Origin of the sequence: uncultured Clostridium sp., assembly GCF_934754915.1 — a bacterium.
Classification (GTDB): domain Bacteria; phylum Bacillota; class Clostridia; order Clostridiales; family Clostridiaceae; genus Clostridium.
On sequence record NZ_CAKVKB010000095.1, the window covers coordinates 1 to 13,113 of the forward strand.

At 29.0% G+C, this 13,113-nt stretch carries 8 protein-coding genes and 1 pseudogene; 8 read left to right on the forward strand and 1 reads right to left on the reverse strand.

Annotation, left to right across the window (positions count from 1 at the left end):
* Positions 1 to 560, reverse strand: a 560-nt coding sequence (locus Q0F58_RS13295) for a TetR/AcrR family transcriptional regulator (RefSeq protein ID WP_294377404.1), incomplete at its 3' end; no start/stop codon positions are given.
* Between the two features lie 723 nt (positions 561 to 1,283).
* Here Q0F58_RS13295 and Q0F58_RS13300 point away from each other — a divergent pair.
* The 8 genes and pseudogenes from Q0F58_RS13300 (at position 1,284) to Q0F58_RS13335 (ending at position 13,025) form a co-directional block, all read left to right on the forward strand.
* Positions 1,284 to 2,744, forward strand: a complete 1,461-nt coding sequence (locus tag Q0F58_RS13300) for an oligosaccharide flippase family protein (RefSeq protein WP_294377406.1) — start codon at positions 1,284 to 1,286, stop codon at positions 2,742 to 2,744.
* A gap of 231 nt (positions 2,745 to 2,975) precedes the next feature.
* Positions 2,976 to 3,950, forward strand: a complete 975-nt coding sequence (locus Q0F58_RS13305; RefSeq protein ID WP_294377408.1) for a DMT family transporter — start codon at positions 2,976 to 2,978, stop codon at positions 3,948 to 3,950.
* A 418-nt stretch (positions 3,951 to 4,368) separates the two neighbouring features.
* A complete protein-coding gene (locus Q0F58_RS13310; RefSeq protein ID WP_294377410.1) occupies positions 4,369 to 5,745 on the forward strand; it encodes a 6-phospho-beta-glucosidase in 1,377 nt (458 codons plus the stop codon).
* A 402-nt stretch (positions 5,746 to 6,147) separates the two neighbouring features.
* Positions 6,148 to 7,620, forward strand: coding sequence for a glycoside hydrolase family 1 protein (locus tag Q0F58_RS13315; RefSeq protein WP_294377412.1), 1,473 nt, complete (start codon positions 6,148 to 6,150; stop codon positions 7,618 to 7,620).
* Positions 7,621 to 7,731: 111 nt separating this feature from the next.
* Positions 7,732 to 9,093 (forward strand): annotated as a pseudogene (locus Q0F58_RS13320) (glycoside hydrolase family 1 protein).
* Between the two features lie 365 nt (positions 9,094 to 9,458).
* The gene (locus Q0F58_RS13325; protein ID WP_294377413.1) at positions 9,459 to 10,325 is read left to right on the forward strand and encodes a Cof-type HAD-IIB family hydrolase; all 867 of its coding nucleotides are present in this window, start codon (positions 9,459 to 9,461) and stop codon (positions 10,323 to 10,325) included.
* A gap of 406 nt (positions 10,326 to 10,731) precedes the next feature.
* Positions 10,732 to 12,144 carry a glycoside hydrolase family 1 protein gene (locus Q0F58_RS13330; protein ID WP_294377414.1) on the forward strand — a complete coding sequence of 471 codons (1,413 nt, stop codon included), beginning with the start codon at positions 10,732 to 10,734 and terminating at the stop codon, positions 12,142 to 12,144.
* Between the two features lie 527 nt (positions 12,145 to 12,671).
* The gene (locus Q0F58_RS13335; RefSeq protein ID WP_294377417.1) at positions 12,672 to 13,025 is read left to right on the forward strand and encodes a Lin0368 family putative glycerol transporter subunit; all 354 of its coding nucleotides are present in this window, start codon (positions 12,672 to 12,674) and stop codon (positions 13,023 to 13,025) included.
* Positions 13,026 to 13,113 lie beyond the last annotated feature (88 nt).

Consider the following 13,113-nt stretch of genomic DNA (forward strand, 5'->3'; position numbering starts at 1 on the left):
ATCTTATTATAATCATGTTCGTTAAATGCTTCTTTATTATTATATAATATGAGAAAAATTGGAGAATAAAATTGAAGTGCCAGAAATTCAGGATCTGATTTTCTTAAAAGGTTGTTTTTTATTAAAATATTAAATATTTCCGATTCACTCTTTAAAACATCGGTTACAAATATTTTCTGAAATAAATCTGACAAATCTGGATTATTAAATTGTTCGATTATAAGAAGCTTTCGTAATTTTATTATTGTATTGTTATTAAGGACAAGTTTTATTGTATTCATGTTTATCTTTACAAAATTATCATGAAATGATTTTAAATCCATGATTTTTTTAAAATGATCAATACATTCATAATGTATCATATCTAAAAATTCTTTTGTATAATTAACACCTTTACAAACCAATTGATTAAATATATCCTGCTTATTTTCAAAATGATTGTATAAAGAACTAGCTTTGATTCCAGTTTTGGAAGCAATATCACGAACTGATACGGATTTATATCCATTTACTGAGAAAAGTTCCAAAGAAGAAGCTAATATCTTTTCCTTAGTATTCATATTTATGTCTCTCCTATCTCGATAAATTAAACTTTTATCAGAAGTTAAAGTTTGAAACTATATTTTAATTAATAACGGACAATTGACAATGAGGAATGAAATCTTTTCAGGATTTCTTTAATTTATATATTTTTGTCATTGGAATAGATATTAAGGATTATATTACATATAATTTCAAACTAACAAACGTTAGTTTAATTATACACTTAAAATTGTAAAAAGTCTACATATTTTACATAAAAATAGAATTTAATATATAAAATGTAAAAATAGACATCATAAAACCGAAAATCTATCAAAGATATATTTCAATTAACAATTTGCAATAAATAATAGAGTCTTGGCTGGATTTTTTGGTTATTATACATAGCTGTAGATATTTCATAATTATAATTTTATATAATTTTGTTCAAAATATAGTGTCTATATTTATTTGAGATATACCATATGTTGAGTTGTTTTTTATATTTATGCTAATATAAAAAATTCTCAGTTATTAAAAATAAGTAATTATAGAAATCTTAAAAAAATTTCATATCCAATTGTCCATTGTACATTATCAATTGGAATATATAATTTATTAAATTGACAATGTATTTTTTAAAATGTAAACTTGTATAAGTAAAAACAATTGATGATTGTAAGTTTGTTGTTAGATTTTGAATAATTAGTAAATAAAGCAGGAATACTGCAATAAAGATGAAAATGTGGAGGCTGAATTTAATGGCTAAATCTATGTCAAAAAACGCAATATTTAAGGCAATGCTGAATCTATTCAATATAATATTGCCTATTCTTGTAATTCCATTAGTTACAAGGGCAGTTGGTCCAGAACTTTATGGATATATGGGATATGGAGATTCTCTCACTGCATATTTTCTTATATTTGCAAGCTTTGGGATATATCAGTATGGTCTTAGAGAAATAAGTAAAGTGCGTGATGATGAGACTAAATTAAGACAGACATTTACAAGTCTGTGTCTGTTTTCTTTTTTAACAAATATAATTGCATCTGCAGCGTATATGTTTTTTGTAGCAGTTGCATATAAAGACAAACCATATATGTATACATGTATAATCATGGGATTTAACCTTGTTTTCAATATGTTTTATGTTGAATGGGTTAATGAAGCATTAGAAAATTATGATTTCATTGCTATTAAAACAATGGTTGTAAGAATAATATATTCAACATTAATTTTATTATTTGTAAGAAATGATGGAGATTATTTATTTTACTTATATTTAGTTGTAGGATTTAATTTTATCAATAATATAATAAGTTTTATTTATGTAAAGAGAAGAATCAAATTTGATTTTTCTAATCTTGAATTTGCAAAACATATAAGACCAATGCTATATGTGGTAATATTATCAAACACAGGTGTGTTATATACTCAGCTGGATAAAATAATGATAAAGAGCAATATTGGAACTACAGATGTTGGTTATTATTATACTGCACAGAGAATAATGACAATAATAAACACATTGATGCTTACAGTAATTCAGGTTACTATGCCAAGACTTTCAAATTACCTTGGAAATGAATCAAAAAATGAATATCTCACTCTTTTAAAGAGGGTAATAAAGATATATTTCTTATTCCTTTTTCCTGCATCAATAGGACTTTTATGTCTTTCAAAGGAAGCCATATATATGTTTGGAGGTGCGAAGTTCCTTCCAGCAGTACCAGCAATGATAGTGTTTGCATTATATATGTTGACTCTTGGTGTTGAAGGTGTTATAGCAAATCAAATGATATATCTTCATGGAAAAGAAAGAGAAGATGCTATGCTTGTACTTATTGGAGGGATAATAAACTTAGTGCTTAATGTACTTCTAGTTGTTACAGGAACTTTTTCAATGGTTACAGCAATTGCAACAACGCTTATTGCTAATGTAATAGTAATATTTATGGAATACAGGCTTGTAAAAAAAGTAATAAAATTAGATATAAATCTTTTCTCTTATGAAAATATGAAATATTTCTTTTATTCACTTGTTTTTATACCTATAACTTTTATAATAAAGAAATTTATAGGAAGTATATTTGCAGCATGTGTGTTAGAAGTAGGCATATGTGGAATTGTATATTTAGGAATATTAGTTTTAACAAAAGATCAGGTGTTTTTTGAATTTGCAGATAAAATACTTGTTAAATTAAAATTGAAAAAAAATTAATTTTTTTTGCTGAACATATTGAAATGAACATTGAACAATGATAGGATAAAGTTGTTCAGAAAATGAACTTAAAAAATAGCTGTATTTAGGATTATTATAGTACAGTGATAAAATTATTAAAAAATGCATTTAATGTGATTAAAAGAGCAGAATATTACTTAAATGTATTTAAAATATTATAAATAGAAAATTTTTAATGTCCATTGCAATAAAAAAGAGGGGGATTTTTATATGTTAAACAGCAAAAACAATTATAAGATAGGAGTTATGAGTGGTATAACATCAGCTGCTACATGGGGACTTGATACAGTATTAATGGCAGTTGTACTTGGAATGGCACCATTTCTTCCAGATGAAGCAGTTTTCTTGGCACCATTTGTAACAGCATTTTTTCATGATACATTTTCAGCAATATGGACTTTCATATATCTTGCATTAAAAAGACAGACTGGAAATCTATTTAGGGCTATGAGAACAAGAAGTGCATTGTTTGTTGTTATTGCAGCTCTTATGGGAGGACCTGTAGGAATGACTGGATATCTATTAGCAGTTAAACTTATAGGACCATCTTATACAGCTATTATTTCATCATTATACCCAGCAGTAGGAGCAATTTTATCTTATTTTATATTAAAAGAAAAATTAAATAAAAAAGCATGGATTGGTCTTCTTTCTGCAATTGTAGGTGTAACTATTTTAGGATATTCTTCAGGTGAAAGTGGAACAAGTGTTGTTGGATTTTTATGTGCATTTCTTTGTGTAATTGGATGGGGTAGTGAATGTGTAATCTGTGCATATGGAATGAAAGATGATGAAGTTACTTCAGAATTTGCTCTTCAGATAAGACAGCTTACATCAGCTATAGTTTATGGTGTTTTGATAGTTCCTATTGTTGGAGGAATCGGATTAAGTTTTGAAGTTTTAAGAACAAATGTAATATGGTGGATTGCAGCAACTGCATTAAGTGGAACAATATCATATTTATTCTATTATAATGCAATATATAGAATAGGACCTACAAGAGCAATGGGATTAAATATAACATATGTAGTATGGTCAATTGTTTTTGACAGATTTATCAATGGAACAGAAATAAGCATAAGAACAGTAATATGTAGTCTTATGGTGATTGCAGGTGTTTACTTTGTTGCAAAGGTACCAGATTCAGATGAGAGTGGAAATAATATTGAAGCAGTTAATGCTTAAGTTACAATGGTTAATTGTCAATTGACAATGGACAATTAAGGATGAAGTCTTTCCAAAATTTCTTTAATTATTTGGTTTTATTATATGAAACATATAAAATGATTATTATGATTGATTATAATCAAACTCTTTTATAACAGGCGTGATTATGCTTGCTATAAAAGAGTTTCTTTTTTTACTTTACAATTGGTAATATAAATTATCAGTTGAAATATATATTAACTTATAAGAATATAATTTCAGTTTATAAAAAACACTCTGTTTCAGTAAAAAACAAATGACTTTCAATATATTCATGTTCCTAAAATTTTAGAATTAAGGAATTGAAATGAAAAATGTGATATCTTATATACAAAGGAATGAAAACATTTTCTAAATGGATTTAAAGCAAAAAGTCAAAATTTGGGAGGCGGAAGTCATGAAAAAAAGAAAAATCAAAATAGTCACTATTGGTGGAGGTTCAAGTTATACACCAGAATTGATAGAAGGATTTATAAAAAGGAAAGATGAACTTCCAATAAGTGAATTATGGCTTGTTGATATTGAAGATGGAAAAGAAAAATTAAATATTGTAGGTGCAATGGCACAGAGAATGATAAAAGCAGCAGGTCTTGACTGGAAAGTATATCTTACACTGGATAGAAGGAAGGCTTTAAAAAATGCTGATTTTGTAACAACTCAGTTCAGAGTTGGTCTTTTAGATGCAAGAGTAAAAGATGAGAGAATTCCTTTGAGTTATGGAATAATTGGTCAGGAAACTAATGGAGCAGGAGGAATGCTCAAGGCATTTAGAACTATTCCAGTAATTTTAGATATTATTGATGACATGAGGGAGTTATGTCCAGAAGCATGGCTTGTTAATTTTACAAATCCATCAGGAATGGTTACAGAAGCAGCTATAAAATATGGTGGATGGGAAAGGACAGTGGGATTATGCAATGTGCCAATCAACTGTATGCATGACTGTGCAGAAATTTTAAATGTTAAGAAAGAAGATTTGATTTTTAAGTTTGCAGGTCTAAACCACTTCCACTGGCACAGAGTATGGGATAAAGATGGAAATGAAAGAACAGAAGAAGTTATAGAAAAGCTATATAATCCAGAAAAAAGAGGAAAGAGAAAAGATGCTGGAGTTGCCAATATAAAGGACATTGAATATAACTATGAGCAGATTGCAGATTTAGGAATATTACCTTGTCCATATCACAGATATTATTATAGTACAGATGATATGCTTAAAGATGAGCTGGAAGAGTTTAAGAAGGGTGAAACAAGAGCTGAAGTTGTAAAGAAAACAGAAGCTGAATTGTTTGAATTATACAAAGATTCTAAACTTGACTACAAACCTGAACAGCTTACAAAGAGAGGTGGAGCTTATTACAGTGATGCAGCATGTGAACTTATAGCATCAATATATAACAACAAAAATACAAGAATGGTGGTAAATACAAAGAATAATGGAGCAATAAAAGATCTTCCATATGATTCAATAGTAGAAGTATCAAGCATAATAACAGGTGAAGGACCACAGCCTATAACATGGGGATCATTTAGTTCTGCTCCAAGGGGAATGGTTCAGCTTATGAAAGGAATGGAAGAACTTACTATTTCAGCAGCAGTTACAGGTAATTACAACAGAGCATTACAGGCATTTACTATTAATCCTCTCGTTCCAAGTGGGGAGATGGCAAAGAAGCTGTTAGATGAAATGCTTGTTGCACATAAAAAATATCTTCCTCAATTTTCAGAGAGCATAGAGGCAATTGACAATGTACAATGTACAATGGACAATTGAGGTTAAAATCTTTGCAAGATTTTTTCAGATTAGATTATATGTAAAACAACATGTTTTATGATAAAACAAATAACAATATAAGATAATATGTGACTAAATATGATTTGGGTATTTTGTAAAATTTTTAATTATGATATTTTATAAATATAGAGATGTTGCAATTGAAAATGCACAATAAAGGATGAAATCATTTCAAGATTTCTTTAATATTTTCACATATGTTGGATTAATTAAACTATCTTGCAGGAAATTTGGATTATCAACCAGATTAATATTTTTACATATGTTAGGAAAATAGATTTGACTTTGCATTTAATTTTGCAATATATATTTAGTCACTAAAAATAAACAAAAATTTTTAAGAACAGCAAAAAGATTAATTTTAGAGAGTGAGGGTGTTTTATGCTAAAAGAATATGTAAACAAATTTCCAAAAGGATTTTTATGGGGAGGAGCTACTGCAGCAAATCAGTTTGAAGGTGGATACAGAGAAGGTGGAAAAGGTTTAAGCACATCTGATGTATTGACTGGAGGAACTCATACAACACCAAGAAGAATTACACCAGAATTAGAAGAAGGAACATATTATCCAAGCCATGTTGCAATTGACTTCTATCATAGATATAAAGAAGATATAGCATTATTTGCAGAGATGGGATTTAAGACTTTTAGAATGTCTATCAATTGGACAAGAATATTCCCTAATGGTGATGAGCTTGAACCAAATGAAGAAGGATTAAAATTTTATGATAATGTATTTAAGGAATTAAAGAAATATAATATAGAGCCATTGGTTACAATATCACATTATGAATTTCCATATGGACTTACTAAAAAATATAATGGAAGAGGATGGGCAGAAAGAGAAGTAATTGATTGTTATTTAAGATACTGCAAAGCTATATTTACAAGATATAAAGATGTAGTAAAATACTGGCTTACATTTAATGAAATAAACATACTAGCAAGACCATTTGGTTCATTCTTTGGAGGAGGAATGCTTCTTGATCCTAAAGGAGGTCCTATAAGTGAAATCCAGGATAATGAACAGATGAGATTCCAGGCATTACATCATCAATTTGTTGCCAGTGCTAAAGCAGTAAAAATGGGACATGAGATAAATCCTGATTTCAAGATTGGATGTATGATTGCATATGAAGCAATTTATCCATATACTTGTCATCCAGATGATGTATTTTTGGCACAATACAAAGAAGAAATGAGCAATTATTTCTGCAGTGATGTACAGGTAAGAGGAGAATATCCACATTTTGCAGCACGTTATTTTAAAGAACATAACATAAACATTAAAATGGAAGATGGAGATTTAGACATCTTAAAAGAAGGTACAGTTGATTATTATACATTCAGCTACTATATGTCAGGCTGTGAAAGTGCTCATCCAGAAGACATTGAAAACATAGGTGGAAACATGACTTTAGGATTAAAGAATCCTTATTTAAAAGCAAGTGACTGGGGATGGCAGGTTGATCCTGTTGGTCTTAGAACTGTATTAAATAAGATATATGCAAGATATAATATACCACTTATGGTTGTTGAAAATGGATTTGGTGCTGTGGATGAAATTGAAGCTGATGGATCAATAAATGATGATTACAGAATAGATTATTTAAGAGATCACATAATCCAAATGAGAGAAGCAATAGAAGATGGCGTTGATCTGATTGGATATACTACATGGGGATGTATAGATTTAGTTAGTGCTGGTACTGGTGAAATGAAAAAACGTTATGGATTTATATATGTTGATAAAAACAATGATGGTACTGGAACATTAGACAGACATAAGAAAAAGAGTTTCTATTGGTATAAAAATGTTATAAGAACTAATGGGGAAGACCTTTGGTCAAATTAATGTTAATAATATGACAGCTATATTATTATAATGTATGTTATTGAATTAAAGGATTATCAGCTTTACTGATGATTTATTATTAGACTGTATAAATCAAGGAGGCTTTAGATTATGAGTGGAAAAAATGTAATTCCAGAAAATTTTATGTGGGGTGGAGCTGTTACTTCATTCCAGACAGAAGGTGCCTAGAATGAAGACGGCAAGGGACCATCAATTGTAGATGCAAGAGAAATTAAGGATGACCATTCAGACTGGAAGGTTGCTGTTGATTTTTATCATAGATATAAGGAAGATATAGCTTTGTACAAGGAAATGGGATTCAATGCTTATCGTACAAGCATATCATGGGCAAGAATCTATCCAGATGGTGAAGGTGAAGTTAATGAAAAAGGACTTCAATTTTATGATGATATGTTTGATGAACTTTTAAAAAATGGAATCGAACCTGTAATAACACTTTATCATTTTGATGTTCCATTAAATCTTGCACAAAAATACAATGGTTTTGCATCAAGAAAAGTTGTGGATTTATTTGAAAGATATGTAAGAACTGTTTTTGAAAGATTTAAAGGAAAAGTAAAATACTGGCTTACATTCAATGAACAGAATCTTATAATAAATGAACCTAAATTATGGGGAGTTACAGTTGGAGAAGATGAAGACAGAGAAGCAGTCATATATCAATTATGCCATAATATATTTGTTGCTCATGGAAAAGCTGTGAAGGCACTGCATAAGATATGTCCAGAAGCTAAGATGGGTGGTATGGTAGCATATAATACTTTATATCCTTATTCATGCAAGCCAGAAGATGTACTTGCAGCACAGGAAGCTAAGGAACTTGCAGATGATTTATTTTTTGATGTTTTTGTAAATGGAGAATATCCAACATATTTTACAAAACGCTTAGAGAATAAAGGAATTACACTTAAAACTGAAGCTGGAGACTTTGAACTTTTAAAGGAAAATACAGTGGATTATCTCTCTATAAGTTATTATCAGAGTATGACTGTAAAATATTCACCAGAAGATAAAAATATAATTAAGGGAATAACTCCAAATCCAAAACTTAATTCAAATGAATGGGGATGGGCAATAGATCCTATTGGATTGAGAGTTGCACTTAAGGATATGTATTCAAGATACAGAATGCCTATATTCGTAACTGAAAATGGAATAGGTGTGAGAGAAGAACTTAATGAAAATAAAACAGTAGAAGATGATTATAGAATAGATTACTTAAAACACCATATTGAGCAGATGAAGCTTGCCATGGAGGAAGGTGTTGAAGTAATAGGATATTTAACCTGGGGCGCTACAGATCTTTTAAGTTCTCAGGGTGAAATGAAAAAGAGATATGGATTTATATTCGTAAATCGTGATGAAAAAGATTTAAGAGACCTTAAAAGGTATAAGAAGAAGAGCTTTGACTGGTACAAAAATGTGATTGCTACCAATGGGGAAGTACTATAATATTTTTTATGGGTAGAGTATATTGAAGTTATTTGATATACTCTACTTGTTTGTTAATTATTAATATTTCAGTTGACAATGAACGATGGACAATTGACAATGAATGATGAAATACTTGCAGGATTTCTTAGAGATTTTTTATATGAATCACATAAATTTTAAATGCAATTTTAATCTTGAAACATGCATATTGATTTCTTTTTATGATTTATGTTAATATGAAAAATTTCAAATTTAAATTATGACTTTCTACATACAATATGGAAGGAAGCATAAACTGCATATTAAATTTAGAATGTATGTGAGTGAAAAATTTTAATTTGTGTATAAGTAAGTACCCTAAACATGTTATGGAGGAATAGAGAATGATAAAATTAATAGCATCTGATATGGATGGAACATTATTAAACAGAGATCATAGCATATCAGAGGAAAATCTAGCAGCAATAAAGGAAGCTGAAGAGAAAGGAATAAAGTTTGCAATAGTAACAGGACGTTCTTATAGTGATGTACGTCCAATAATTGAAAAATATAGTCTTGATTGTGAATGTGTTGCTTTAAATGGAGGAGAATATTACGACAAGGATGGAAATGTTCTTGAAGGTATTTATATAGATAAGAGTAAGGTCAGAGATATTCTAAATGTTATGCTTAAAGGTGATTTTTCAGTTGAAATATATACTGACAATGGATATTATACTACAAACACAAAAGAAGAATTATGGACTGGAATGCTTAAAAGATCAAAGTCATTTCATCCTGAATTTAATGAAGAACAGAGAATTGACTTTGCTAAAAATAATCCACATTTTATAAACATGAATTATATAACTGATGTTGACGAATTTTTAGAGAGCGATGTAAATATAGCTAAGTTTGTTACATTTGGTGAAGATGAGGAGAAAATAAAGGAACTTAGAAGTGAAGTTGAAAAGTTAGGTGATTTATCTGTATCAGCAAGTTTTGTAACTAATATTGAAGTCAATGATATCAAAGCAACTAAAGGTGCAATACTTGCAAAAGCAGCAGGAAAAATGGGGATAAAAAGAGATGAAGTAATGGTTCTTGGTGATGGACTTAATGATTATTCAATGTTTAAAGAATTTACTAATAGTGTTGCAATGGAAAATGCAATACCTGAAATTAAAGAAGCTGCAAAGTATATAACAGCTTCTAATATTGAGTCAGGAGTTGGAAAGGCAATTAGACGAATGCTTGATGGAGAAATTTAATTCAATGTACAATGTACAATTGACAATTTACAATGAAGGTTGAAATCTTTCTAAGATTTCTTTAATTATATATAGTTTTAATCTTGTAACATATTTAATGAGCTTGTAGTTTTATTACAGGCTCATTTTTTGTTAAAACAAGGTGTTATAAAAAGAAACAAATGACTTAATATTGTGAAATGTCACTAAACTTGTAAAATTGTTATTTTTATTTAAAAGATATGCTATACTCTAATCAAGCTAGAAAAAACAATTAAGCTTATACATTTTTACCCAAAATAAAAATCTGAACAGAGCAATTAAATAAAGTAATTGTTTCCCCTTTTACTTTTTATAAGTTATAGCAACTGACTCTGTTCAGATAAAAAAATAATGAAAACGATTAGTGATAGAATGGAGTGATTTTATGTTTCATAAAAAATTAAAGGAATTTCCAAAGGACTTTTTATGGGGAGCATCTACATCAGCATATCAGGTTGAAGGAGCTTCATTGGAAGATGGAAAAGGACCATCTGTTCAGGATATAAAAAAAATTCCAGAAGGTACTCCGGATTTTAAGGTATCCAGCGACCATTATCATCATTATAAAGAAGATGTTGCGTTATTTGCAGAAATGGGATTTAAAGCATATAGATTTTCTATATCATGGTCAAGAATTATTCCAAATGGAGTTGGTGAAGTAAATCCTAAAGGTATAGAATTTTACAGCAATTTAATAGATGAATGTTTAAAATATGGAATACAGCCAATAGTTACAATGTATCATTTTGATTTACCAGCAGCTCTTCAAACAAAGGGTGGATGGTCAAGCAGAGATACTATTGATGCGTTTGTAAATTTTGCGAAAGTTATGTTTGAAAATTATGGTGACAGGGTTAAGTACTGGCTTACTATAAATGAACAAAATATAATGACTCTTTCTGGAGATGTTATTGGAACTTTAGATGGAATCAAAACAGATAATGTTCAAAAAGAATTATATAAACAAAATCATCATATGTTAATAGCACAGGCTAAAGCTATGAAGCTATGTCATGATATGTGTCCAGATGCTAAAATTGGACCTGCTCCAAATATAAGCTCAGTATATCCAGCAAGTTCAAAACCAGAAGATATATTAGCAGCAAGCAATTGTGCTGCAATAAGAAACTGGCTATATTTAGATATGGCTGTATATGGAAGATATAATCCGGTTGCATGGAGCTACATGGTTGAAAAGGGAATAGAACCAACTATTGAAGAAGGAGATATGGAAGCATTAAGAAGTGGACATCCTGATTTTGTAGCGTTTAATTATTATAGCACAATAACAGTTGAAGAATTTCCAGGTGAAATTACTGGCGAAATGTTAAAAGGAGATCAACAGAAGGGAATTGGTGAACAGGGAGTATTTAGATGTGCTGAAAATCAAAACCTTCAAAAGACTGAATTTGGATGGGAAATAGATCCAGTTGGATTCAGAAATACTTTAAGAGAAGTATATCAAAGATATAATCTTCCAATAATAATAACTGAAAATGGCCTTGGAGCATATGATAAACTTGAAGAAAATGATACTATAAATGATGATTATAGAATTGAATATTTAAGAAAACATATTGAACAAGCAAGACTTGCTATATCAGATGGTGTTGATTTAATAGGATATTGTCCATGGTCAGCTATTGATTTGATAAGTACTCATGAAGGATTCAAGAAGAGATATGGGTTTATCTATGTTAATAGAGATGAATTTGATCTTAAGGATTTAAGAAGAATAAGAAAGAAGAGTTTCTTCTGGTATCAGAATGTAATTAAGACTAATGGTGAAGAGCTTTAAATAGAATATTATATAAAAAAACTAATTAAAAGAGGAGAATACTGCAATACTTATTTGTATGGTATTCTCCTTTTACTTTTTAATTGATAATGTACAACAAGGGGCAATTGACAATGAAGGATGAAATTTTTTTAAGATTTCTTTGATATTTTTATATGTTTTAAGCAAATTTTAACTTCACAATATATAGTGTAGTATGCTTGTAACGTATTATATATTGATTTGTGTTTAATATTTATAACTAATATGAAAGAAATTTTGATTTTTTGAGTAGGGATGAAAATAGAGATAAGATATAAAACAAAAACATGAAACTAAAAAATTTTTAAAATTAAGTTTTTGTAACGGATATAATGTTAAATTTGAATAAATCATAGCAAAGATAAAAAACACAGTGTTTCTATAAAAAACAATTAACTAAATCATAGTATATTTTACAAACGAATGAACAAATAAAAAAATATAAATTCAATGTGCTAAAATTTAGTCAGATAAATTTTTAATGATTAAAAGGAAGGGTTTTAGTTATGATGAAATCGTTTTTTAGAAGTTTTATAGGATTTGGCACATCAGCAATAATACTTAATACTTTATGGGGAATTATTACAGGTATATTTGGTCTTAAGGGAGGTTGGATAAGTGGATTCATATTAACAGGAACGCTTTGGTATTTTAATCATTACAAAGGATTTGTAGATAATAATAAAGAAGCAGCATTTATTGATATGGGGCTTGCAGTAGCAATATGTTCATTCAGCAGAGATTCATTCATAAATGGAATAAAAGAAGTAATAGATTCTATGCCTACTTTAATCTGTGTCATTACAGGTGGAATTATAGCAGGAGTTCTTGCTGGAATAATAAAGAGAAATTCAAATTGAGTAGATACATAGGGGGCTTTTAACAGTTAAAAATAATCTATACAAATCTATAAAAATATATTTGTATTTATGATATAATCTTATTGAG